Below are 24256 nucleotides of genomic sequence, written 5' to 3' on the forward strand. Positions count from 1 at the left end.
CCTCGCGATCAGAAGCCGAGGCTCTCCAGCAGGTCGTCGACCTGCGCCTGGTCGGTGACGGCGTCGGGGTTGCCTGGCTTGACCTGCGGGCCGTTCTGAAGGCTCTGCGCGGCCTCGTGGCGCTTCTCGGGCGCCGAGTTGTCGATCAGCACCTGGAGCAGCTGCGTCTCCACGTCGTTGACCACTTCCATCATCTTCTTGATGACCTGGCCGGTGAGGTCCTGGAAGTCCTGCGCCATGAGGATTTCCATGAGCTGCGAGTTGATCGCGCTGGCGCGCTCGGGCACGCCGTCGAGATAGCCGCGCGTGTCCAGCACGAGCTCGCGCGCATGGTCGAGCTCGATCGGGTTCTTGAACCACTCGTCCCAGCGCTTGCTCAGGCCCTTGGCATCGGTAGCCAGCGCCTCCTGCAGCGGCTGCGCGACGTCGATGGCGTTGAGCGCGCGGTGCGCCGCGCGCTCGGTGGTGGCGGCCACGTAGCTCAGGCGGTCGCGCGCATCCGGAATGGCCTGCGCGGCCCTGGCCACCTGCTTGTCGAGGCCCAGCTCGCGCAGGCCTTCGCGCAGCTGGCGCGTGAGCTGGCCAATGCGGCCCAGCAGTTCTTCGGTGGTGTTGGCGGATTCCGCGACGGCGGCGGCAGTGTTCTGGCTCATGTCACGCAGCCTCCTTGGCCAGCTTCTCGAAGATCTTGGTGATTTTTTCTTCCAGCGTGGCTGCGGTGAAGGGCTTCACCACATAGCCGTTGGCACCGGCTTGCGCCGCCGCCACGATGTTCTCCTTCTTGGCCTCGGCCGTGACCATCAGCACCGGCAGCTTCTTGAGCTCCGGGTCGGCGCGGATGGTCTGCAGCATGGTCAGGCCGTCCATGTTGGGCATGTTCCAGTCCGAGACCACGAAGCCGAAGTTGCCGCCGCGCAGCTTCTCGATGCCGGCGGCGCCGTCCTCGGCCTCGTCGACGTTGTGGAACTCGAGTTCCTTCAGCAGGTTGCGCACGATGCGGCGCATGGTCGGGAAGTCGTCCACAACCAGGATTTTGATGCTCTTGTCCATCACGATATTTCCAACTCCAAGGTCGTTTTCTTTCTCTCAAACTCGGTTCGCACGTTCACCGAACGTGCGAAGGTGCGCCAGCACGCGGCGGCTCACTTCGGCCAGCGGGGACACGTCGTCCACCGCGCCCAGCGCGATGGCCTCGCGCGGCATGCCGAAGACCACGCAGCTGGCTTCGTCCTGCGCCAGCGTGTGGGCTCCAGCGCGCCGCATGCGAAGCAGGCCCTCGGCGCCGTCCTTGCCCATGCCGGTCAGGATGATCCCGATGGCGTTCTTGCCGGCATGCTTGGCGGCCGAATCGAACAGCACGTCGATGGACGGCCGGTGGCGGTTCACCGGCGGCTCCTGGTCGAGGTGCGCCACGTAGTTGGCGCCGCTGCGCGCGAGCGACAGGTGGAAGCCGCCGGGCGCGATGTAGGCATAGCCCGGCAGCACGCGCTCGCCGTGCTCGGCCTCCTTCACGTTGATGCGGCACAGGCCGTCCAGGCGCTGCGCGAACGAGCGCGTGAAGCCGGCCGGCATGTGCTGCGCGATCATCACGGCGGGCGAATCGGGCGGCAGCGGCTGCAGCACTTCGCGGATGGCCTCGGTGCCGCCGGTGGAGGCGCCGATGATGATGAGCTTCTCGGTACTCAGCAGCGGGCTGCGCAGCAAAGACTCCTGCGGCGGGTCGCCGCTGGGCCGCGCGGTTGCGGCGGGCCGCAGGCGCGCGCTGGCGGCCGTGCGGATCTTGTTCGCGATCAGCTCGGTGTAGTTGAGCAGGCCGTCGCGCACGCCCAGGCGCGGCTTGGTCACGAAGTCGATGGCGCCCAGCTCGAGCGCGCGCAGCGCGATCTCCGAGCCGCGCTCGGTGAGCGAGGAGACCATGACCACCGGCATGGGCCGAAGCCGCATGAGCTTCTCGAGAAACTCCAGCCCGTCCATGCGCGGCATTTCCACGTCGAGCGTGAGCACGTCGGGGTTGGTCACCTTGATGAGGTCGCGCGCCACCAGAGGGTCGGCGGCCGTGCCCACCACGGTCATGTCCGGCTGGCTGTTGATGATCTCCGTCATCACGCTGCGGATGAGCGCCGAGTCGTCGACGCACAGCACCTTGATCTTTTTGACGCTCACAGGTTTCCCTTGCTGTTGCTGTTGTTGTTTTCGGCAGCGGTCGCCGACGCCGCGCGCTGGCCTGAAAGCCTGCGCAGCAGTTCGCCTTCCTCGTGCTGCAGCTGCCGCACCTCGGTCTGCGCGCGCAGCTTGCGCACGATGGCCTTGCCTGTCGACGGCACGAAGCACACGCGACGTGCGTGCGGACCGCGCAGGTCCTGCGCGGCGACCTCGATGCGCTCGTTGTTCAGGTAGCGCAGCACGAAGTCGGCGTTGCGGTCGCCGATGTTGAGCGTGGTCATGTTGGCCAGCACCGCGCCGCCGCCGAACACCTTGGCCTTGAGCCGGTCGCGGCGCGCGCCCGCGCGCACCAGCTCGCGGATGAGCACGTCCATGGCGTAGGCGCCGTAGCGCATCGATTCGGCGGCATCGCGCGTGCCGGCCCCGGCACCCGGCTCGCCGTCGTCGGGCAGCATGAAGTGGTTCATGCCGGCCACGCCGGCTTCGCGGTCGTGCAGGCAGGCGGCCACGCAGGAGCCCAGCACCGTGCTGAGCACGGTGTTGCTCGATGTCACGTAGTACTCGGAGGGCAGCAGCTTCACCGCCATGAGGCCGACGTCGCGGTCGAAGTAATGGTGGCTTGCCACCGAGCCCGGCGCGGCAGCGTTGGAGGCGGCCGTCATGAGGAAGCACCCGCGGCACGGGTGCGTGCCAGCTCGTACACGGTCTGCCCCAGCGGGCGGAAGGCCTGGTTGACCAGCGACGCGTTCTCCGAATGCCCGGCGAACAGCAGGCCGTCGGACTTGAGCAGCGGCGCGAAGCGGTCGAGCACCTTCTTCTGCGTCGGCTTGTCGAAATAGATCATCACGTTGCGGCAGAAGATCGCGTCCACCGGCTCCTTCACCGCCCAGGCGCTGTCGAGCAGGTTGAGCCGCGAGAACTTCACCATCGCCGCCACTTCGGGGCGTACGCGCACCTTGCCGGCGTTCGAGCCCGTGCCCTTGTTGAAGAAGCGCCGCAGCCGCTCGGGTGCGAGCCTGCGCACCTGCTCGGCAGTGAACACGCCGGTGGAGGCCTTGGCCAGCACGGCCGTGTCGATGTCGGTCGCGATCACGCGCGAGGCGGCGGCCTTGTCGCCCAGAGCCTCCATCAGCGTGATGGCGATCGAATAAGGCTCCTCGCCGGTCGATGCCGCCGCGCACCACACGGTGACGGGCTGCTTCGCCTTGCGCACGTGCTCGGCCAGCGTCGGGAAGTGATGGGCCTCCCGGAAGAACGAGGTGAGGTTGGTGGTCAGCGAGTTGATGAAGAGCTGCCACTCCTCGCCGTCCTGGCGCTGTTCGAGCCAGTCGAGGTACGAGGCGAAGTCGGGCAGCTGGAGCTCCCTCAGCCGCCGCGAGAGCCGGCTGTAGACCATCTGCCGCTTCTGCTCGCCCAGGGCGATGCCTGCGCGGCGGTGGATGAGGGTCCGTATCCGGGAAAAGTCGCTATCGGTGAAGAGGAACTCGGTTGTCACGGCCAGCCTGGAAGGATGGCTTTCAATGTACATAGCGCCCACCGTTTCCAATGGACCGATCAGACGCGCAAATGCCTTGCACTTTCAGCACTTCAGGCCTCCCGCGCTTCATGGCTCGCCCGCGGCCGGGCCGGCGTCCTGCGCCCACACCAGCGCCGAGAGCTGCGCCGCGCTGACCTGCGCCGGGCTCAGGAACAGCGCCTCCGACAGGCGCGCCGCCTGCCCGTCGTCGAGCTCGCAGCTTTCGGCCAGCGCCACGAAGGGGCCGTACAGGCCGCCGCGCGAAAGAATGGCCTGCTGCACCGACTCGGTGAGCTGCACCTTGCGCAGCACGCCTTCCATCGAGACGCCCAGCAGCTGGTCGAGCAGCGAGAACATGCCCGCCACGAACAGGTTGTCGGCCTCGCTGGCCGGAAGCATCCCCTGCCCCACCAGTTCGACGAAGCGCCCGCGCAGGATGGCCTTCTTCATCATGTAGGGCGAGCCTGCCTTGTTGCTGGTGGCCAGCAGCAGCGAGAGCCAGCGGTACAGCGGCGAGTAGCCGAGCATGGCCACCGCGTGGCGCAGCGAATGAATTTCCACCGCCATGCCCACCGCAGGCGAATTGATGTAGCGCAGCAGGCGGTAGGTGAGCGCCGCGTCGTGCTTGAGCGCGGCCTCGATGACGCGCAGGTCTTCGTTGCGCTGGAGCATCTGCATCAGCTGCACGATCAGCAGCGATTCGGGCTGCAGCGCGTCTTCGGTCTCGAGCACCGGCGGATTGCGGAACGCGCCGTCGACGAACACGTTCACGCGCCGCGCGGCGCAAGCGTCGAACTCTCTCCAGTCTTCCACGCGCGAGGCCACGGGTTCCACCGGCGGGTGGCCCAGCTGCACGTCCTGCCGCAGCCGCTCCACGGTGGCGACATCGTGCGCGCCGACCTCGAAGTGGGTGACGATGGAGCGCAGCTCCGGGTCCTCGGGCAGTCCGGAGGCACCGCACAGCATGAAGCCGAAGCCCTGTTCGCGCAGGAACAGCAGGATGGAGCGCAGGTCGGCGTCCATCAGTTCTTCGGCGCGCATGCACAGCACCACCTGCTGCGGCGGCAGCGACTGGAGCTCGCTCTGGAAGAGCGCGTCGACCGTCACGTCGACGAACAGCAGCTGCGGCCCCAGCAGCCAGCCGTCGCCGCCCGGGTTGAGGTGCATGGAGAGCGTGTCCATGAGCGCCTTGACTCCCGCGGCGCCGGAAGCGCCGGAGTCTGCGCCCGCGGTGCGCCACGCCATGCGATAGCCGATGACGCGACGCTGCGCGTCGAGCAGCATCGCGTAGGTCACGTGGCCTTCGGAATTGGCCTCGGATTGCGCGGACGCATCCGCGCCGGCGCCTGCGTCTTCGGAAGAGCGACGGAAGAAATCGAACCGCATTCAGCTGCCTCCGTTGTTGTCAGAGCGCAATCGCGTCGGTCCTCCGGGCCGCGCCGGCGAGCGCGGCCGCGCTGGCGGCCTGTGCGCGCTGGATGCGCGGCATGGCGCCCACGTCGATGATGAAGGCCACGCTGCCGTCGCCGAGGATGGTCGCGGCCGAAATGCCGGGCACCTTCCGGTAGTTGGTTTCCAGGTTCTTGACCACCACCTGGTGCTGGCCCAGCAACTCGTCCACCAGCAGCGCGAAGCGGCTGTCGTCGGCCTGCACGATCACCAGGATGCCTTGGGTGGGGTGGGTCTGCGCGCCCTCCACGTCGAACACGCGGTGCAGCTCGATCAGCGGCAGGTATTCGCCGCGCACGCGGATCACGTGGCCGTCGGCGGTGATGGAATGCAGGTGCTCCGGCAGCGGCTGCAGCGACTCGATGACGTAGCTCAGCGGCAGGATGTAGGCCTCGCTGCCCACCTTCACCGACATGCCGTTGAGGATGGCCAGCGTGAGCGGCAGCACGATGCGCGTGGTGGTGCCCTGCCCGCCGCGCGAGTGGATCTCGACGTGGCCGCCCATTTCCTGGATGTTGCGCTTGACCACGTCCATGCCCACGCCGCGGCCCGAGATGTCGGTGATCTGCTCGGCCGTGGAGAAGCCGGGCGCGAAGATGAGCTGCCACACCTCCTCGTCGGGCATCGATTCGCTGACCGGCAGGCCCTGCTGCATGGCCTTGGCGAGGATGCGCTCGCGATTCAGGCCCGCGCCGTCGTCGCTCACCTCGATCACGATGTTGCCGCCGTGGTGCTGCGCCGACAGCAGCAGCTGGCCGGTGGCGTCCTTGCCCTTGGCAAGGCGCACGTCGGGCGTCTCGATGCCGTGGTCGAGGCTGTTGCGCACCAGGTGCGTGAGCGGATCGACGATGCGCTCGATCAGGCCCTTGTCGAGCTCGGTTTCCTTGCCGTAGGTGTCCAGGCGCACCTGCTTGCCCAGCTTGGCGCTCACGTCGCGGATGACGCGCGGGAAGCGGCTGAACACGTAGTCCATCGGCATCATGCGGATGGACATGACCGACTCCTGCAGGTCGCGCGCGTTGCGCTCCAGGTGACCAAGGCCGCTGAGGAAGCGCTCGTAGGCCACCGGGTCGAGCATGGTCGCGGCCTGCGTGAGCATCGACTGCGTGATGACGAGCTCGCCCACGAGGTTGATGAGCTGGTCGACCTTCTCCACGTCGACGCGGATGGAGCTCGACTCCTTGGCGGCAGCCGACGATGCGGCCGCAGCGGCGGCGACGGGCGCGGGAGCCGGTGCAGCCTGCGGCTTCGCGGCTTCCGCGACCGGGGCTGGCTCCGGCGCAGGCGCGGCCACTGGTGCTTCGGCGGCAGCCGCGGGTGCCGTGGGCACAGCGGAAACGGCCTCGTGCGTGATGTCGATCTGCGATTCGTCGATGACGAAGCAGCAGACCGCGACGATATCGTCGGGAGCACAGGTGGTTTCCAGGAGCACAGTGAGCTGGTCGTTGCTGCGCGTGCGCGACAGCACCTTGCCGAGGTTGGCCAGCTCGCCGGTCAGCAGCTCGCACTCGCTCTCCGACAGCCGCGCGAAGCGAACGCGCAGCGCGCCGCTACCGCCGGCAGCGGCAGGTGCCGCCACGGGTTCGGGCGCCGCGACCGGCGCAGGGGCCGGGGCTGGCGCGGGTGCCGCTACATGCTGCGCCGCGGCGCCTGCATCGCCGCTTTCGAGCGCGAGTTGCTGAAGCACGCCGCAGATGTGCGCGACCATGTCCGGGTCCGGCTCGTTGCCGGCCTGGTATGCGGTGAGTTGTTCTTGCAAGGCGTCCTTCGTTTCCAGGAATGCATCGATCATCCGGCCCGTCAGACGCAGCTGCCCGTGGCGGGCGCGGTCCAGCAGCGACTCGAGAACGTGCGTGGTGTTGGTCAGGGCGGTGAAGCCGAAAGTCGCCGCGCCGCCCTTGATGGAATGCGCCGCGCGGAATATGGCGTTGAGCTGTTCGCTGTCGGGCGCGTCGACATCGAGCTCCAGCAGAAGCTGCTCCATCTCCGCGAGCAGTTCGATGGCTTCGACGAAGAAGGCTTGGGTGAATTGACTGAGGTCCATCTCGTGTCTTGGGGTGTTTCTTGTTGTTGTGCCGCCTGCTGCCGCGCGCTCGTCATTCCGCCTTCGCGGCCGCCTTGCCGATACGCAGCCCGCCCACGGGCTCGACGCTGTTCTCGCGCTCGATGCGTTCCTGGGTGCGGTGGTTGAGCAGGATGATGCTGATGCGCCGGTTGATCGGGTTGCGCGGCTCGGCCTTGTCCAGGTGCATGCTGTCGGCCAGGCCGATCACGCGCAGCACCTTGCCCTCGGTCATGCCGCCGGCCACGAGCTCGCGCCGCGAGGCATTGGCGCGGTCGGACGACAGCTCCCAGTTGCCGTAGGAACGGTCGTTGGTGTAGACGATGGCGTCGGTGTGACCCGACAGCGTGATCTTGTTGGGCAGGCCGTTGAGAGCCGGTGCGAGCTCGCGCAGGATGGCGCGCATGTGCGGCACCACGCGGGCGCTCGCCAGCTCGAACATGGGTCGGTTCTCGGTGTCGACGATCTGCAGGCGCAGGCCCTCGGTGGTGATGTCGATGAGGATCTGCGAGCGGAACTGCTGGAACACCGGACTCTTCTCGATCAGCTCGTCGAGCTTCTTCTTCATCTCGACCAGGCGGCTGGCGTCGGCCTCGTCCTCGCTCGCCGTCTCGGTGAGACGGACCTCGCCCTCGACGTGGGTCGGGTCGGCGCCTCCGCCCGGAATCATGCTGGTGCTGAGACTGGCCTTGTCGCCGCCGTTCAACGCCACGCGCAACGGCATGCGGAAGTGCTCGGCAATGCCTTCGCGCTGCTTCGGACTCGAAATGGATAGCAGCCACATCACGAGGAAGAAGGCCATCATGGCGGTCATGAAGTCGGCATAGGCGATCTTCCAGCCGCCGCCGTGCGCGCCGCCGCCGTGCTTGCCCTTGTGGACGTGCTTGAAGATGACCCGGGGCTTGTCGTCGCTCATGATCGCTCGCGGCTGGCTCGTGCGATGGGCGCGTCAGCGCGCCTTGACCTCGCGGACGTGGTCGTCCAGCTCGGTGAACGAGGGGCGCTCGGTCGAGAACAGCACCTTGCGGCCGAACTCCACCGCGAGCTGCGGCGCGTAGCCGTTGAGGTTGGCCAGCAGCGTGACCTTGGCGCACTGGTAGATCTTCATGCCCTCTTCCACCTTCTGCTCGATCAGCGAAGCCAGCGGCGACACGAAGCCGTAGGCCAGCAGCACGCCCAGGAAGGTGCCCACCATCGCGTGCGCGATCAGCGCGCCCATCTCGGAAGGCGGCAGGTTGGCCGAGCCGAGGGCGTGCACCACGCCCATCACGGCCGCGACGATGCCCAGGGCGGGAAGCGCATCGCTCACGCGCGAGAGGCTATGGCCGGGCACGGCGGCCTCGTGGCGGATGGTTTCGATCTCGTGGTCCATCAGCGCCTCGATCTCGTGGGCGTCGGTGTTCCCGCTGATGACCAGGCGCAGGTAGTCGCACAGGAAGACGGTGATGCCCTCGTGCGCGAGGATGCCCGGGTAGCGCATGAATATCTCGCTCTGGGCTGGGTCCTCGACGTCGGACTCCAGCTTCATCATCCCTTCCTTGCGGGCCTTGGCGAGCAGCTCGTACAGCAGTGCGAGCAGGTCCATGTAGAGCTGGCGGTTGTGCTTGGAGGTGCGCAGCAGCAGCGGCAGCTCCTTGATGGTCGCCTTGATGGTCTTGCCGTTGTTGCCGGCGATGAAGGCGCCCAGCGCGGAGCCGCCGATCATGAGCAGCTCGACCGGCTGGAACAGGACACCGAAGTGTCCGCCCATGAGGCCGTAGCCACCGAAGACGGCACCGATCACCACGATGTATCCAACCAGAACCAGCACGCGCTACCCCTATCGCCCGAAGGCGTCGAATCAACAAAGCCCGAGCCGCGACGATCGCGGCAGGGGCGCTTTTCCTAGACGGCGCCGCCGATGTCCATCACGGGCGCCACTGCGACGAGTCCGCCGCGGCGCCGCTCCGTCGCCTTGGGCTTGCGTGCCTTGCCCGCGCGCGAAGGCGGTCGGCACAGCACGCACACGTATCCGTTCTTGTTGTCGTGCGCATGCGCCACGAAGTGGCCTCCGCACCGGCAGCAGGTGCTCAGCTGGAGCATGTCGCTGTCGAAGAAGCGCACCATGGTCTCGGCGCGGGTGAAGTCGAGCACCACCTCGCCGCCGTTGGCCTCGACCTGCTGGGTGTAGAGGCGATAGGCCTTGATGAGCGCGGGCAGTTCGTTCTCGTCCGCCTCGTCGAGCATGAAGCGGTAGATGTTGTAGAACATCGACGAGTGGATGTTGGCCAGCCACGTCATGTACCAGTCGGTGGAGAACGGCAGCAGGCCCTTGGGCGGGGAAACGCCCTTGAGTTCCTTGTAGAGGCGGATCAGCCGCTCCCGGCTCAGCGTGACCGCCGCCTCCAGGAACTGCAGGCGCGCGCCGAGCCCGATCAGCTCGATCGCGAGCTGGACCTGGCGCACCTCGCCCAGGACGCTCTTGCTGGTCACGCCGCGCTCGCTCCGCGCATCGGCGCCTGGGACTGGGCCTGCGCCTGGCGCGCAGCCATCAGGATCGACATGTGCGCCTGCTGCAGCGCGGGCTCCTTGCCCTCGCCGACCACCGCGAACATCGGGCGGTCGTCCAGCCGGAAGCTGCACAGCAGGAAGTTGGACGCGGCCAGCTTCACGATCTGGCTGAGCGACATGTTCGCCAGCAGATCGGCCAGCTCGCGGCCCACGCCGAGGCGGAACATGGCCTCTGCCCGGTCCTGCTTCACCAGCTTCTGCGCCAGCAGCATATAGGCCAGATTTATCTCGCCGATTTCCCTCGAAATCACGCCGTTGGCGGTGATGTTGACGTTTTCCATGTCTGATCCCATTTCCGATTCAAAGCTCACTTCGTGCTCCTAACAATCGTGTATACATTATATACACAAAGTTTTACATGTTGAAGTGTTTTGTATGACAGCAGGATAAAAAAGGTAGGAGGCGTCTGACACGATACCCCTCATCTCCCAATGGAGAGGGTGTGTTTACAGGTGTCAGACGTTTGGGTAACAAATGTTTCAGGCGCAACCAAAAAATGCCTGAATTTATTCACCCGTAACATCGAATTGATAAATACTATGGGTTTATTTCGCCTCGATGAAAGCCCGTTTTCGTGAATTTCACGATTCATGATTTCACATTGGTCCATCTGGTCAATTAGTCGCCTGAGCGACCCTCCAGGCGGTAGATCCACGCCATCACCTCGGCCACCGCGAGATACAGCTGCGGCGGGATCTGGCGGTCCAGGTCGACCTGCATCAGAAGCTTCACGAGGTCGGCCGACGAGTGCACGTACAGCCCGTGCTCGCGCGCCTCGCGCATGATCGATTCGGCGACCACGCCATAGCCCTTGGCCACGACGACGGGCGCACGCGTCTTGTCCGCGTACGACAGGGCGACGGCGCTGTTGCGGTTGTCGAGCACCTCGCTCATGCCGGCTCCTTTTCCGCAACCAGCACCTGCTGCAACTGCAGGCCCGCGGCGTCGAAGCGCTTCGCGAGCTGGCCGGTGTCGCCGCGCAGGCGCGCCATGGTCGAAGCCTCGCGCGCGAAAAGATGCGCCTGCACGGCGGAGCCGTCGAGGCTCAATCGCAGATCGACCTCGCCGAGCCTGGGCAACTCCAGCGACACGGTGGTCGACCAGCGACGCGCGCCCTCTTCTTCCACCGCCGCGCCATCGCGCGCATCGGAGCGGGCCTGTTCTTCCTCCACGGTCCAGCTCATTGGCACGTCGGGCCAGGCGTGGCCGTTCCAGCGGAAGACGGAACTGGCCAGCAGGTCGAGCTGCTGGTGCACGAGCGTCACGGCCTGCGGATGGATCACTTCGGCGGTGCGCGATGCCGGCAGCGCCGCGGCGTTGTCCGGCTGGCGCCCCGATTCGCGCACACGCTGCGTAGGCAGCGAATCCAGCGTGCCGCCGACGGACGCGCTCTCGGGCTGGCGATAGGCGGCCTGAACCCTGGCCGCGTCGCTGGCCGCGGTTTGTCGTTCCAGAGGCTGCGGTTTGTCTTGCGAAAAAGAGCGACCGGCGTCCTGCGGCTGCGCTTCTGCAGCCGACGCCTGTGCCGCGGCAGGGCTCGCCATGCGGGCTTCGTCGCCCCGCAGCGCCGGCACCTGGGCTTGCGCCTGCGCCACGAGCGAAGGCAGCGCATCCGGCAGATCGGCGATCGACGCCGCCGGACCGGCAACCACAGCCGCCGACGCGGCCGATGCGCTCGCCTGTGCCTTCGCGATCACCGGCACGGCCCATTGCGCCTGCGGCTCCTGCCTCATCTGAGCGATCGTGCGGCCTCCCGCGGCGAACGACGCCAGGTGCGATTCGTAGAAGAGCCCGCTGTCAGACAGCGTCTGCGCCAGCGTGCCCGCCAGGGCGGCGGCATTCACCGGCTGCCCGCGCGAAGGCATCAGCGGCACGGCGCCGCGCACCGGTCCGGGCTGCGCCTGCAGGTCCGCCAGCACCGCGCCGATGACACGCGCCGCCACCGACAGCCGCGTCGCCATCGAAGGCTGCGCGCCCATGCCCGCATGCGGCGCACCGCCGGCCGCGGCTCCCGGAATCTGCCTGTCGAGCGCTGCATTGGAAAGCAGCCGGACGTCGTTCTCGACCTTGCCGACCGCCACCGCCGGGCCGGGCGCGCCGATGGTCGCCTCGGGCTTGATGCCGAGCACGTCCAGCCGTGGCGCGAGCCTTGCGGCCAGCAGCGCGTCGAGCAGTCCGGCGAGTGCGGTCATGGTGCGGTTTCTTCAGCGTGTCGCGTTCGGTCGGCCGACGGGCGCGCTCAGTGCGGCGGCCCGTAGGCCCTGCCGAGGTTCTTCTGCTGCGTGAGATAACCCATGCGGCTGATCAGATCCTCGAGCTGCGGCTTGATGAGACCCGACACCTCGGCCTGGTCGGAACGGATGCGCTCGAGCAGGTCGAGCACGTGCTCCACCTGCGTCGCGTCCAGCGACTCGTAGGGCTCGATGGCCCGAAGGCGCTCCACCATCGCCGAGCAGCGGGCTTCGAGCGCGGGGAGCTGGCCCCACTCCCTGGCGCGAGCCAGCACCAGCATCGATGCGATGCCGGTGGCCAGCTCTTCGTAGCAATGAACGACCTCACTCCGGAATGCCATGTTTTCCTGTTTCTCTTTCGGTTGCATTTCAGCCACGAGCCCGGTCGTCGATCTCCCGCCAGGCGGAAGCGATGTTCTCGAGCAGCCGGTCGGCCTCGTCCAATGCCTGCACGTCGTTGTGCAGGTTGGCGCGGAAGAGCCGCTGGACGATGTAGTCGTACAGCGCCGAGAGGTTGCCCACCAGTTCGGCCCCGGCCTCGCCGGCCGCCTGAGCGTCGAGCCCGGCCTTCAGGCCGTTGTCGACGATGCCGATGGCCTTGGAGATCGCGTTGCCCTTGGCCTCGGTATCGCCCGCCGCCATGTGGTGGCGAGCCATGCCGATGGCGGTCTTCGCGCCGTCGAACAGCATCGTGATGAGCTGGTGCGGCGACGCGCTCATCGCGGTCGTTTCCACGCCGAGGCGCGCATAGGCGCCGGCACCGGTGCGCATGTTGTGTGGGGTGTACATCGGCTGATGCTCCGGGTCTGCGCTTGCTGCGCCTTACTTGGTCTGGCTCGACAGCGCCTCGAACTGCTGCGTGAGGTAGTTCTTGGTGTTGTTCATGTTGTTGATCAGCACGTCCAGCTGGTTGAACTGCTTGCGATAACGGTCGACCGTGGCGTCCACGCGCAGCTGCATCGCGTCGTACTGGGTGTCGAGCTCCTTGATCGTCGCGGTCACGCCGTCGCTGGCCACCTTCAGTGAGCCCTTGGTGACGTCGTCCACCAGCGCGTCGAGCTGCTTGCCGTAGCCGGCGGTGCTGCCGGTGGCGCTCGAGAACAGGTTCGCCACGCCCTTCAGGTTGTTGGCGAGGGCCTTGTCGAGCTTGTCGGAATCCACGGCCAGGGTGCCGTCCTTCTGGAAGGACACGCCGATCTCCGTGAGCACCTTCATGTCGTTCGCGCCGCCGGCCTGCGGCGTGGTGAGCGCCTGGCGGATGCGCGTCTGCAGGGTGCGCAGCGTGTTGTCGCCCACCAGCGCGGCGGCGGTATTGGTGTCGGCGTCGTAGGAGGTCAGCGTCTTGGCGGTGCTCTGCAGGCTGTTGTAGGCCTTCACGAAGTCGTTGATCGCCGTCTTCACGCCCGCCGTGTTCTCCTTCATCGACAGGCCGGTCTTACCGGTGCTCACCAGCGTCAGCGTGGCGCCCTGGATGGCTTCCTTCACGGTGTTGGTCGCGCTCGTGATGTCGATGCCGTTGACGTTGAGCTTCGCGTTCTGGGCCGCGGCCGTCTGCTTCAGGTTCTGCGTGCCGGCCGGGTCGTTGTTCAGCAGGTTCTGCAGCGACGCGTCGCCGTCCACCGAGATGCGCATGCTCGACTTCTCGCCGGTCTGCGAGGAACTCAGCACCAGGCGGTTGGGCGAGCCGCTGCCGTCGTTCACGATGGTGGCCGTCACGCCGGCGTTGGCGCCGTTGATCGCGTTGCGGATGCCTTCCAGCGTGTTGTTGGTCGGGTCGATGGTGATCGACTTGGCGGGCTGGCTCGCATCCGCGGTGAACGTGGAGCCGGTGTACTTGCCCGTCGCGGCGTCGAAGGTTCCGCCCGTGATGGCACCGAAGTCGATGGTGATCTTGCCGTTGCCGATCGCGGTCTTGGAGCTGGCCTGGCCCGCGGTGATGACGGTCTGCGACTGCGCAAGCTGCGTCACGTCGATGGTGTAGTTGCCCGCCGCGCTCACGTCCGTCGCGGATGCCGACAGGATGCCGCTGACCGTCGGAGTGCCCGTCACGCTCTGGAACAGCGCCGGGTCGCCCAGCTTCTTGGCGGCCGTCTGCAGCGTGGCGAGCGCGCTCTGGATCGTGCCGTAGGCCGACAGCTTGCTCGTGTAGCTCTTGGCCTTGTTCTGCAGCGCCACCAGGGGCTGGCTCTCGGCGTCCTGGAGCTTGGTGAGCAGGTCCGCCAGGTTCAGGTTGGAGCCCACGCCCAGGCTGCTGATCGTTGCCATGTCTTTGCCTTCTTGAATGTGTAGATGTGTGTCGTTGCCGATGCGTACGTGCCGCGGACTCAGGCCGCGTGGTCCACCAGCAGCCCGTTGCCGTCGTTCATCAGCTTCGCGATGCGCACGACTTCTTCGTTCGGAATCTGGCGGATGACCTCGCCGCTGGCGCGGTCCACCACCTTGACGATGACCATGTCGGTTTCCTTGTCGACCTCGAAGCGCAGGCCGACCTCGCGCAGCGCGAGTACCTCGTTGGCCTGGCGCACCGCCTGCTCGACCTGCACCGGCGTCGCCTCGTCCTTTGCGGCACCGCCCTTCGCGTCGGCAACCGCGCCGCGCGCGCCCGCGGCGCCACCGATGAGCAATTGCGCCCAGGGGCTCTCCGTCGCGGGTTTTGCAGGCACGGGGTTCAACATCATTTCCACCTTGTCTTGCTGGGTTTCCTGTCCTCTGCGGCCTCGCCCGTGGGCATGGCCGCAGAGGACAGGGCAGGCACTCGCGGCTCGCGCCACGGGCCTGCTCCGGCCGGGACCTCCCTTGCGGAAGGGCCCCGGCATTGCTTTCAGTTGCTACCGGACTCCTTCGATCAACGCAGGAGAGACAGCACGCCTTGCGTGGTCTGGTTGGCTTGCGACAGCACCGAGGTACCGGCTTGCTGCAGGATCTGGGCGCGCGTCATGTTCGACACTTCGACCGCGTAGTCGGCGTCCTGGATGCGCGAACGCGACGAGGACAGGTTAGTCACCGTGGTGCCGAGGTTGGCGATCACCGAGTCGAAACGGTTCTGCACCGCACCCAGCGAGCTGCGCAGCTTGTCGACCTTCGACAGGGCAGCGTCCAGTGCCTTCAGGGGATCGACCGTCGACTTCGCGTCGCTCACGGCGTTGGTCGTCAGCTTGCCGGGCTTGGCGGAGTCCGCGTAGACGACGCTGCCTTGCGAGTCGGTCACCACGCCGTTGGCGTTCAGGTTGATCGATTCGGCGGCGGTCGTCGTCAGGCCGCTCACGCCGATGAAGGCACCGGTCACGGCACCGCCGGCTGCTGCCACGGCGTAGGCGGGGGTAGCGCCACCACCGTCGATGTCGATGCTGCCTGCGCCAGCGTTGATCTTGGCGGCAACCTGGTCGGCCGTGGCGCGCTCGCCTGCAACCGCGAAGGTGCTGGCGCCGGCTGCTGCCGTCACCACGGTGTACGAAGCGCCGGTCGCGCCGATGGTGATCGAGTCGCCGGCGGCGGACATGCCGGTGGCTTGCTCGAGCACTGCCGACAGGGTGGCGGCGGTCGTCGCGCCAGCGCCGGTCTTCGTCAGGTTCTTCGAAGCGTCGAGGTACAGGGCCGAGCCGTCGGCGGCGTCGGTCATGGCGCCGTTGCTGTCGATCTTGACGTCCATCGAACGGTTGCCGAGCTTGACCGTGGCGGTCACGCTGGTGCCGGCCGGCGGGGTCAGCGATGCGAGCGTGTTGGCCTGGCTGCGAGCGGCTTCCGTGGCGGTGTAGCTCTTGGTCGCTGCGCTGTAGGTGTAGGTTGCGCCGCCGGTCATGGTGACCGTGCCGCCGTCCTGCATCTTGGCCAGCACGTCGTTGGCCGTTGCGCCGTTGGCGGCAGCGGTCAGCGTGCGGCTGTACGACGTGACGCCGTTGGTCGTCGCGCCAGCAGTGAAGCCGGCGACCAGCAGGTCGGAAGCCGTGGCGGTCTTGTTCTTCGAGCCGGTGTTGTTGACGTTGAAGCCGTCCAGGCCCAGGGTCTTGGCGCTGATTTCCTGCAGGTCGATGTCGATGGTTTCGCCATCGTTCGCGCCGACTTGCACGGTCAGCTTGCCAGCGTCGGCCGACAGGACCTTCACGCCGTTGAACTGCGTCTGTGCCGACACGCGGTTGATTTCGTCCAGGCGCTGGCCGATTTCCGACTGGATCGAGTCCAGGTCGCTGGCCGAGTTCGTGCCCGTGGCGGCCTGCACCGACAGTTCGCGGATGCGCTGCAGGTTGTTGTTGACTTCGGTCAGGGCGCCTTCAGTCGTCTGGGCGATCGAGATGCCGTCGTTGGCGTTGCGCGTTGCTTGCGTCAGGCCCTTGATGTTGGCCGTGAAGCGGTTGGCGATGGCCTGGCCGGCTGCATCGTCCTTGGCGCTGTTGATGCGCATGCCCGAGGACAGGCGCTCGATGGCGCTGTTCAACGCCGACTGCGACTTGTTGAGGTTGTTCTGCGTGATGAGAGAGAGGCTGTTCGTGTTGATGACTTGCGCCATGTTCGACTCCTGATTGATGAAAAAAGGTTGTGGACTCCGGCTTTCGGCCGTAACGCTGGACCCGCTTCCACTGTGAGACTCAAGCCATCGTTGACTTGGTTATCGGCGGGGGTTGCGGAACCTTTAGGGCGGCGTACAAAAAAGTTCGCCACCACTTCGGCAAGGCCACACCTCTCAGGAATTCAACCCCTCAGGCCTGCAGATTCATCACTTCCTGGTAGGCCGTCACCAGGCGGTTGCGCACCTGCAGCCCGGTCTGGAACGCGACGTTCGCCTTCTGCAGGTCAACCATCACGTCATTGAGTGCGACACCGGGCTTGCCCAGTTCGAAGGACTCGGCCTGCGCATAGGCCTGCTGCTGCGCGCCGCTGATGTTGGCGAGCGAGCGCTTGAGTTCGGCCGCGAAGCCGCCGGCCTCGGCCGGGGCGGATGCCGACGGGCCGATGCCCGTCTGGACCGCGGTGGCCCGCATCTGCTGCAGGACCGATTCGATGGCGCTGATGGACATGGTGATCCTCTTCCTCTTGTTTGTCTGAACACTTCCGCGTGACTTGACACGGAGGATCGAAGTCCTCCGGCTGGCCTGCAGCGTATCAAGGGAAGACCCCGATTCAAGCGCGCAACTGAGGGCAAAAACCCCGGCTGTTCGGGCATTCGAATTCCGGGTGACTGCTGACAATCGTCCGCGAAACGAACAGGCCGTGGACGACATCACCGGCCATCCGGAATGAAATCTCTAAATCGAAATTCCTCTCCCAGCATGGCAATGGCCGCGAAGAAGAAGGTGCGTCCATGAGCACGGCGGCGCCCGCGGGCGCGCTGCCCGAGGCCGGCAACGGCCCCTCGTCGCTTCTGGAACGCATGCGCGCGCAGCCCAGGCTGCCGCTGATCATCGGCGGCGCGGCCGTGGTGGCCGCCGTGGCCGCGTTCATGCTCTGGAGCCGCGGGCCTGACTACAAGGTGCTCTACACCAACGTGTCGGACCGCGACGGCGGCGCGATCATCGCTTCGCTGCAGCAGATGAACGTGCCCTACAAGTTCGCCGAAGGCGGCGGCGCGATCCTGATCGCGGGCGACAAGGTGGCCGAGACCCGCCTGAAGCTCGCGGCGCAGGGCCTGCCCAAGGCCGGCGGCGTGGGCTTCGAACTGATGGACAACCAGAAGTTCGGCACCAGCCAGTTCGCCGAGCAGGTCAACTACCAGCGCGGGCTCGAGGGCGAGCTGGCGCGCTCCATCGAATCCATCGGCGCCATCGAGTCGGCCCGGGTGCACCTGGCCCTGCCGAAGCCCTCGCTCTTCGTGCGCGACCAGAAGAAGCCCTCGGCTTCGGTGGTGCTCGCGCTGGCGCGCGGACGCAGCATCGACGAAGGCCAGGTCAGCGCCATCGTGCACATGGTCTCCAGCAGCGTGCCCGACCTCGACGCCAAGAGCGTGACCGTGGTGGACCAGCGCGGCAACCTGCTGTCCTCGGCGCGCGGCACCGACCGCGGGCTGGACGTGAGCCAGCTCAAGTACGCGCAGGAAATCGAACAGGGCTACATCCGCCGCATCGAGGCGATCCTGCAGCCCATCGTGGGCGCGAACAACGTGCGCGCGCAGGTGGCTGCGGACATCGACTTCTCGGTGGTCGAGCACACCGACGAGAAATACAAGCCCAACCAGGACCCGACGCAGGCCGCCATCCGCAGCCAGCAGAGCAGCGAATCGGCACAGCACGGCGGCGGCCAGCCCGGCGGCGTGCCGGGGGCGCTGTCGAACCAGCCGCCGGTGAACCCGACCGCGCCGATCACCGGGCCGAGGGCACCGAACGCGCCGGGCACGCCGCCTGCACCGGGAACGCCGGGAGCACCCGGAGCACCTGGCGCCACCGCATCGACCGCTTCCACGGCCCCCACCGGCCCGAGCAGCTCGCGCAAGGACACCACCACCAACTACGAGCTCGACCGGACCATCCGCCACGTGCAGCAGGCCGCGGGCGGTGTGAAGCGCCTGTCGGTAGCCGTCGTGGTGAACAACCGCGACGTGGCCGATGCCGCGGGCAAGACCACCAACCGCGCGCTGACGCCGGCCGAGCTGGAGCAGATCCGCAACCTCGCGAAGGAAGCCATGGGCTTCAGCCAGGATCGCGGCGACTCGCTCAATGTGGTGAACAGCGCCTTCGCCCGCGATGCCGACAGCGCCCCCGCGCCCGAGGTGCCGATCTGGCGCGACCGCGAGAACATCGAGCTCGCCAAGACCGCCGGCCAGTACCTGCTGTACGCGCTGCTCGCGCTCTTCGCCTGGTTCGCCGTGCTGCGTCCGCTGATGCGCAAGCACCTGGCACCGCCGCCCGCGCCCGCCGCGGCAGCGGCTCCGGCCTTCGTGGCTGCCGCCGAGCCCGACGAGAACGCGCCCTCCCCCGAGGAGAGCCTGCGCGAACGCGAGGCCAACCGCCGCAAGGCCGACATGGAATACGCCCACCAGACCGCCGACAAGGACCCCAAGGTGGTGGCGGCGCTGATCCAGCACTGGATGAACAACGATGAGTAGCGAACAGGGAACCCGCAAGAGCGCCATCCTGCTGATGGCACTGGGCGAAGACCGCGCCGCGGCCGCGCTGCACCAGCTGCCCACCTCCGAGGTGCAGGCGCTGGGCCTGGCGATGTCGAAGCTCAGCTCCGTGTCGAAGGAAGAACTGGCCGAGGTGCTGGCCGAGTTCCGCAACGAGACCGAGCAGCTCTCGGCCCTGCACCTTGGCTCGACCAGCTACATCCGCGCCGTGCTGCGCAAGGCGCTGGGCGAGGACCGCGCCAGCAACCTGCTGGAAGACATCCTGCAGCCCGACGAGCCGCACGGCGGCATCGAGCGGCTCAACGAGCTCGAGGCCGGCGAGGTGGCCGAGCTCATCCGCGACGAGCATCCGCAGATCCTGGCGACGCTGCTGGTGCACCTGGACCGCATGAAGGCCTCCGAGGTGCTCGAGAAGCTGCCGGCGCGGCTGCGCCACGACGTGATCATGCGCGTGGCCACCTTCGGTGGCGTGCAGCCCTCGGCGCTGAACGAGCTGACCGACGTGCTCACCGAGATGCTCGCGGGCCAGGGCCTGCGCCGCAGCCGACTGGGCGGCGTGCGCACCGCGGCCGAGATCGTCAACCTCATGAGCACCAGCGTGGAGGAAGAAGCCATCGCCCACGTGCGCGAGCAGGACGAGGCGCTGGCGCAGCGCATCGTCGACGAGATGTTCGTGTTCGAGAACCTGCTGGGCCTGGAAGACCGCAGCATCCAGCGCCTGCTCAAGGACATCGAGAGCGACTCGCTCATCATCGCGCTCAAGGGCGCGCCGATGGAGTTGCGCGACAAGTTCCTCAACAACATGTCGCAGCGCGCCGCCGAGACGCTGCGCGAGGACATGGAGCTGCGTGGACCTGTGCGCGTGTCGCAGGTCGAGACCGAACAGAAGGCCATCCTGCAGGTCGCCCGCCGCCTGGCGGAGGCCGGCGAAATCGTGATCGCGACGCCTGGCACCGATGAGTTCGTCTGATTCCAACGGCAACTTCGGCAGCTTCGGCGAGTCGCGCGAGCGGCTCGCGGCCATCCATGCCGCCGCGCGCCACGCGGCCGGCGGGCCGAGGACCGAGCGCCCCGAGGTGCCACCGCCCGCGCTCTCCGCATGGGAGCGCTGGGAGATGGGAACCATCGACGGCAGCCCCCGCGTGCCCGCCGCCCGCAAGGCGGCCGAGCGCCGCAACACGGCGCCGCCGCCACCGCCGCCCGCGCCCAAGGTCGACCTCGCCGATCTCGCGCGCATCCGCAAGGAAGCACGCATCGACGGAGAGGCGGAGGGCCGCGCCGCCGGCCTCGCCGAGGGCCGCAAGGTGGGCCACACCGAAGGCCTGGCCACCGGCCTCGCGGCCGCGACCGCGCATGCGGAACGCCTGCGCGCTCTGGCCCAGTCGCTGCCCGACGCGCTGCGCCGCGCCGAGGAAGAACTTTCGCAGGCCGTGCTCGCGCTCGCACTCGACGTGGCGCGCCAGGTGGTGCACCGTACGCTGACGGCCGAGCCCGAATGGGTGCTGCCCGTGGTGCGCGACCTGCTCAACACCGAGCCCGCATTGCGCGGCGAACCGCGCCTGCTGCTGCACCCCGATGACGTGGCGCTCGTGAGGAGCAGCCTGGGCGAAGAGATCGAGGCCGCAGGCTGGCAGATGCGCGCCGACGACACCATCACCCGCGGCGGCTGCCGCGTGCAATCGGCCACCGGCGAACTCGACGGCACGCTGGAAACGCGCTGGAAGCGCGTGACCGCCGCGCTCAACGGCGACACCGACGGCAGGGCCGAGGCCAAGTGAGGGGCACCATGCAGGCCACCGCCCCCAACCCCCATCTGCAGTCGGTGCGCGCCGCGCTCGACAAGGCGCGCGCAAGCGTCGCGCAATGCGAGACCACCATCGCATCGGGCCGGCTCACGCGCGCCGTGGGACTGGTGCTCGAGGCGGTGGGCCTGCAGCTGCCCGTGGGCAGCGACTGCCTGATCGAACTGCCGCCGGGCCATGCGCAGCGCCATGCCGAAGCAGAAGTCGTGGGCTTCGCCGGCGACCGGCTCTTCCTGATGTCGCAGACCGAAGTGGCGGGCCTGCTGCCCGGCGCGCGCGTGTATGCGCGCCCCGGTGCGCCCGAGCCCGACGCGGGCCTGAACGGCGGTGGCGGCAATGCCCACACCAAGCGCCTGCCCGTGGGCGAAGGCATGCTCGGCCGCGTGGTCGATGCGGCCGGCCGCCCGCTCGACGGGCTGGGCCCGCTCGACATGGCGCGCAAGGTGCCGCTGAGCTCGCCGCCCATGAACCCGCTGACGCGAGCGCCCATCGACTCGGTGCTCGACGTGGGCGTGCGCGCCATCAACGGCATGCTCACCGTGGGCCGCGGCCAGCGCATGGGCCTGTTCGCCGGCTCCGGCGTGGGCAAGAGCGTGCTGCTGGGCATGATGGCGCGCTACACCAGCGCAGAGGTCATCGTGGTCGGCCTGATCGGCGAACGCGGCCGCGAGGTGAAGGACTTCATCGAGAACACACTGGGCGAGGAAGGCCTGGCCCGCGCGGTGGTGGTGGCGGCCCCTGCCGACAACTCGCCGCTGCTGCGCCTGCAGGGCGCGGCCTACGCGACCTGCCTGGCCGAGTACTTCCGCGACCGCGGCAAGGACGTGCTGCTCATCATGGACTCGCTCACCCGCTACGCGATGGCGCAGCGCGAGATCGCGCTGGCCGTGGGCGAGCCGCCCGCCACCAAGGGCTACCCGCCATCGGTGTTCGCCAAGCTGCCCGCGCTGGTGGAGCGCGCCGGCAACGGCGCGCGCGACGCCAACGGGCGCGGCGGCTCCATCACCGCCTTCTACACGGTGCTCTCGGAAGGCGACGACCAGCAGGACCCCATCGCCGACTCGGCGCGCGCGATTCTCGACGGCCACGTGGTGCTCTCGCGCACGCTGGCCGAGGCCGGGCACTACCCGGCCATCGACATCGAGGCCTCCATCAGCCGCGCCATGACAGCGCTGATCCCGTCCTCGCAGTTCGACACCGTGCGCCGCTTCAAGCAGATGCTGTCGCGCTACCAGCGCAACCGCGACCTGATCAGCGTGGGCGCCTATGCGCCCGGCCACGACCTGCAACTCGACCAGGCGATCGCGATGTACCCGCGCATCGAAGGCTTCCTGCAGCAGTCGATGGACGAGCGCACGGACTACGCCGAATCCATCGCCCGCCTGGAGAAGCTGTTCGACGGCGAGCCGCGCACACCCACTCCGCAAAGAAACGCAAGATGACACGCAAGCTCCCCCTCGGCATGCTGATCGACCTGGCGCACACGCAGACCGACGACGCCGCGCGGCGTCTCGGCGCGCTGCAGAACGCCCACCTGGACGCCAGCCAGAAGCTCGACCTGCTGCTGCAGTACCGGCAGGACTACCACGAACAGCTCGACGCCCTGATGCGCGACGGCCTGCCCTCCTCGCAGTGGCGCAACTACCGCAACTTCCTCGGCACGCTGGACAACGCCATCGAGCAGCAGCGCGCCATCGCGGCCCAGACCGGCACCCGGCTGGACCACGGCCGCGACGACTGGCAGCAGCAGCGGCGCCGCCTGAGCTCCTTCGACACGCTGGCCGAGCGCGTGCGCATGCAGGAGCTCATGGCCGAGGCCAAGCGCGAACAGCGCGACAGCGACGAGCGCGCGGCGCGCAAGTTCTTCGACCGCGCCTCGCACCCGACCCTTTGAGAAACAGAAACATCCGCACGCAGGAACCGAAATGCCTTCCATGATCACGCCCCCCGTCACGACGAATGCCGCCGCACAGCCAGCGGCCGCGCAGGCCGCCTCGCGCGGGCGCGGCGCGGACGACGCGCAGGGCCTGAGCTTCGGCGCGGCGCTGGAGCGCTCGCGCGCGAACGGCGGCAGCCGCGCCGATGCGGCCGCGAAGGACGGCACGCAGGACGTCGCGGCCGCCGACCGCAAGGCTGCGCGCAAGCCCGGCACGGATGAAGACACGAAGAACGACGACACGACGCTCGCAGACCCGAACCTCGCCTTTCTCGCGCAAGGGCACGCGCCGCTGCATGCCCTGACGCTCGCGGGCCGCTCGGCTGCACGGGCGGGCGACGGCACGGCCGATGCGCTTGCGAAGACGACGGCGCCCGCCGGTGCGGCGGCCGATATCCCGCTGGACCCGGCCCTGCAGGCTGCTTCGGCGAAGACGGCCGCCGACGCGGCGCCTGTCGCAGCCGATGCGCAGGACGCGTCCGAAGCCGCCATCGCGGCCAATGCGGCCAACTCGGCGAAGGATGCAGCGCAGAAGCCCTCCGCATCCGCGGCGCAGGCAGCTCCCCTGCAGGCCGATGCCGCGCCGGCCGCATCGCTGCACGACGCCGCCCGCGCCGCCATCGCGGCACAGACCATGGCTGCCGGCTTCGCGAAGCCGGTGTCCGCTCCTGCAGGCCCGTCCGTGGGCACGGCCGCGACCGGCCGCGGCCCCGCATCGCGCGCCCCCATGAGCGCCACCACCGCAGAACAGCTTGCGAGCGCGGCCCAACCCGCCGCAGCCGGCGACGCGCAGGCCGCCAAGGCCGTTCCCGCCGCGAGCCCGTCGACTGCCGCAGCCGACGGCGCGGACAGCCAGCCCGCCGTGGACCCCATCGCGCTGCAACAGCCGGCTTCGGTGACCGCCTCCGCTTCGGATCGGCCGAACGACACCGCATCCGCCGCGCGCGCCCCGGCGCATGCCATCGCGCCCGAAGTCGGCAGCGACAAGTGGGCACCGGCGCTCGGCCAGCAGCTGCTGCGCATGAGCACCAGCGGGCATCACACGGCCGAACTCAGCCTGAACCCGGCCGGCCTGGGCCCGCTGAAGGTGACGCTGTCGATGGGCGACAACCAGGCGCAGGCGATGTTCGTCTCGGCGCACGAGAGCGTGCGCAAGGCCGTCGAGGCTGCGCTGCCGCAGCTGCGCAACTCGTTGTCGGAACAGGGCATCACGCTGGGCCAGGCTTCGGTCGGCACCGAGGCGCGCCAGCCCAACGGCAACGACGCAGCCTTCGCGCAGCAGCAACAACAGCAGAGCCAGCAGAACGCCGCGCGGCAGCAGGCCGCGGCCTCCTGGCCCGGCGCGGGCCGCGCGACGGTCGATGCACCGGCGGCCCCCGTCGCCGCCGCGCGTGCAGCAGCCGCCGCCGGCTCGCGCTCCGGCGTGGACACCTTCGCCTGAGGCAACGGGACACGCACGCAACCACACACCCGCCCCCGCCCCGCGACGGCGC

At 68.2% G+C, this 24256-nt stretch carries 25 protein-coding genes; 6 read left to right on the forward strand and 19 right to left on the reverse strand.

Annotated features, from left to right (window positions below; all coding sequences use genetic code 11):
* Positions 1 to 8: 8 nt before the first annotated feature.
* From cheZ to fliE, 19 genes are all read right to left on the reverse strand, one after another.
* Complete coding sequence (gene cheZ, locus SFB74_RS25275) at positions 9 to 653, reverse strand: protein phosphatase CheZ (RefSeq protein WP_432727098.1); 645 nt, start codon at positions 651 to 653, stop codon at positions 9 to 11.
* A gap of 1 nt (position 654) precedes the next feature.
* Entirely contained in the window at positions 655 to 1050 is a 396-nt protein-coding gene (gene cheY, locus SFB74_RS25280; protein WP_164546721.1) for a chemotaxis response regulator CheY, read from the reverse strand.
* A 36-nt stretch (positions 1051 to 1086) separates the two neighbouring features.
* On the reverse strand, positions 1087 to 2103 hold the full coding sequence (locus SFB74_RS25285) for a protein-glutamate methylesterase/protein-glutamine glutaminase (RefSeq protein WP_432731993.1): 1017 nt from the start codon (positions 2101 to 2103) through the stop codon (positions 1087 to 1089).
* Positions 2104 to 2159: 56 nt separating this feature from the next.
* Complete coding sequence (gene cheD, locus SFB74_RS25290; protein ID WP_432727100.1) at positions 2160 to 2825, reverse strand: chemoreceptor glutamine deamidase CheD; 666 nt, start codon at positions 2823 to 2825, stop codon at positions 2160 to 2162.
* Positions 2822 to 3658 carry a CheR family methyltransferase gene (locus SFB74_RS25295; RefSeq protein ID WP_432727101.1) on the reverse strand — a complete coding sequence of 279 codons (837 nt, stop codon included), beginning with the start codon at positions 3656 to 3658 and terminating at the stop codon, positions 2822 to 2824. Before SFB74_RS25295 ends, cheD begins: the two co-directional genes overlap by 4 nt.
* Positions 3659 to 3766: 108 nt before the next feature.
* Positions 3767 to 5065 (reverse strand): EAL and HDOD domain-containing protein, encoded by a 1299-nt coding sequence (locus SFB74_RS25300; RefSeq protein ID WP_432727103.1) that lies wholly within the window; start codon positions 5063 to 5065, stop codon positions 3767 to 3769.
* 19 nt (positions 5066 to 5084) lie between these two features.
* Entirely contained in the window at positions 5085 to 7172 is a 2088-nt protein-coding gene (gene cheA / locus SFB74_RS25305) for a chemotaxis protein CheA (RefSeq protein ID WP_432727105.1), read from the reverse strand.
* Positions 7173 to 7224: 52 nt separating this feature from the next.
* Entirely contained in the window at positions 7225 to 8106 is an 882-nt protein-coding gene (motB, locus tag SFB74_RS25310) for a flagellar motor protein MotB (RefSeq protein ID WP_432727107.1), read from the reverse strand.
* 33 nt (positions 8107 to 8139) lie between these two features.
* Entirely contained in the window at positions 8140 to 9000 is an 861-nt protein-coding gene (gene motA / locus SFB74_RS25315) for a flagellar motor stator protein MotA (protein WP_432727108.1), read from the reverse strand.
* A 74-nt stretch (positions 9001 to 9074) separates the two neighbouring features.
* On the reverse strand, positions 9075 to 9662 hold the full coding sequence (gene flhC / locus SFB74_RS25320; protein ID WP_126023320.1) for a flagellar transcriptional regulator FlhC: 588 nt from the start codon (positions 9660 to 9662) through the stop codon (positions 9075 to 9077).
* Positions 9659 to 10021 carry a flagellar transcriptional regulator FlhD gene (gene flhD / locus SFB74_RS25325; RefSeq protein ID WP_432727109.1) on the reverse strand — a complete coding sequence of 121 codons (363 nt, stop codon included), beginning with the start codon at positions 10019 to 10021 and terminating at the stop codon, positions 9659 to 9661. The genes flhC and flhD overlap by 4 nt, the downstream gene beginning before the upstream one ends.
* 337 nt (positions 10022 to 10358) lie before the next feature.
* Positions 10359 to 10634 carry an EscU/YscU/HrcU family type III secretion system export apparatus switch protein gene (locus tag SFB74_RS25330; protein WP_432727110.1) on the reverse strand — a complete coding sequence of 92 codons (276 nt, stop codon included), beginning with the start codon at positions 10632 to 10634 and terminating at the stop codon, positions 10359 to 10361.
* Positions 10631 to 11932, reverse strand: coding sequence for a flagellar hook-length control protein FliK (locus SFB74_RS25335; protein ID WP_432727111.1), 1302 nt, complete (start codon positions 11930 to 11932; stop codon positions 10631 to 10633). Before SFB74_RS25335 ends, SFB74_RS25330 begins: the two co-directional genes overlap by 4 nt.
* A gap of 47 nt (positions 11933 to 11979) precedes the next feature.
* Entirely contained in the window at positions 11980 to 12312 is a 333-nt protein-coding gene (locus tag SFB74_RS25340) for a flagellar protein FliT (RefSeq protein ID WP_432727112.1), read from the reverse strand.
* A gap of 28 nt (positions 12313 to 12340) precedes the next feature.
* Positions 12341 to 12760, reverse strand: a complete 420-nt coding sequence (fliS, locus tag SFB74_RS25345) for a flagellar export chaperone FliS (protein ID WP_432727113.1) — start codon at positions 12758 to 12760, stop codon at positions 12341 to 12343.
* A 33-nt stretch (positions 12761 to 12793) separates the two neighbouring features.
* Positions 12794 to 14236, reverse strand: coding sequence for a flagellar filament capping protein FliD (fliD, locus tag SFB74_RS25350; RefSeq protein WP_432727115.1), 1443 nt, complete (start codon positions 14234 to 14236; stop codon positions 12794 to 12796).
* 59 nt (positions 14237 to 14295) lie between these two features.
* Positions 14296 to 14649, reverse strand: a complete 354-nt coding sequence (locus SFB74_RS25355) for a flagellar protein FlaG (protein ID WP_432727117.1) — start codon at positions 14647 to 14649, stop codon at positions 14296 to 14298.
* 167 nt (positions 14650 to 14816) lie between these two features.
* Positions 14817 to 16475, reverse strand: coding sequence for a FliC/FljB family flagellin (locus tag SFB74_RS25360; protein ID WP_432727118.1), 1659 nt, complete (start codon positions 16473 to 16475; stop codon positions 14817 to 14819).
* Positions 16476 to 16665: 190 nt separating this feature from the next.
* Positions 16666 to 16983 carry a flagellar hook-basal body complex protein FliE gene (gene fliE, locus SFB74_RS25365; RefSeq protein WP_432727119.1) on the reverse strand — a complete coding sequence of 106 codons (318 nt, stop codon included), beginning with the start codon at positions 16981 to 16983 and terminating at the stop codon, positions 16666 to 16668.
* Between the two features lie 284 nt (positions 16984 to 17267).
* On the opposite strand from fliE, the gene fliF reads away from it, so the two are divergent.
* From fliF to SFB74_RS25395, 6 genes are read left to right on the forward strand one after another with little or no spacing between them, the layout of a single operon-like run.
* Positions 17268 to 19004 carry a flagellar basal-body MS-ring/collar protein FliF gene (fliF, locus tag SFB74_RS25370; protein ID WP_432727120.1) on the forward strand — a complete coding sequence of 579 codons (1737 nt, stop codon included), beginning with the start codon at positions 17268 to 17270 and terminating at the stop codon, positions 19002 to 19004.
* The gene (gene fliG, locus SFB74_RS25375; RefSeq protein ID WP_432727122.1) at positions 18997 to 19995 is read left to right on the forward strand and encodes a flagellar motor switch protein FliG; all 999 of its coding nucleotides are present in this window, start codon (positions 18997 to 18999) and stop codon (positions 19993 to 19995) included. Before fliF ends, fliG begins: the two co-directional genes overlap by 8 nt.
* Positions 19982 to 20803, forward strand: coding sequence for a flagellar assembly protein FliH (gene fliH / locus SFB74_RS25380; protein ID WP_432727123.1), 822 nt, complete (start codon positions 19982 to 19984; stop codon positions 20801 to 20803). Before fliG ends, fliH begins: the two co-directional genes overlap by 14 nt.
* 8 nt (positions 20804 to 20811) lie before the next feature.
* The gene (gene fliI / locus SFB74_RS25385) at positions 20812 to 22269 is read left to right on the forward strand and encodes a flagellar protein export ATPase FliI (RefSeq protein ID WP_432727124.1); all 1458 of its coding nucleotides are present in this window, start codon (positions 20812 to 20814) and stop codon (positions 22267 to 22269) included.
* Entirely contained in the window at positions 22266 to 22721 is a 456-nt protein-coding gene (gene fliJ / locus SFB74_RS25390) for a flagellar export protein FliJ (protein WP_126023309.1), read from the forward strand. The genes fliI and fliJ overlap by 4 nt, the downstream gene beginning before the upstream one ends.
* A gap of 31 nt (positions 22722 to 22752) precedes the next feature.
* A complete protein-coding gene (locus SFB74_RS25395) occupies positions 22753 to 24204 on the forward strand; it encodes a flagellar hook-length control protein FliK (protein WP_432727125.1) in 1452 nt (483 codons plus the stop codon).
* The last annotated feature ends 52 nt before the right edge of the window (positions 24205 to 24256 follow it).

The sequence above is a fragment of the Variovorax xiamenensis genome (genome assembly GCF_050916385.1).
Classification (GTDB): Bacteria; Pseudomonadota; Gammaproteobacteria; order Burkholderiales; family Burkholderiaceae_C; genus Variovorax.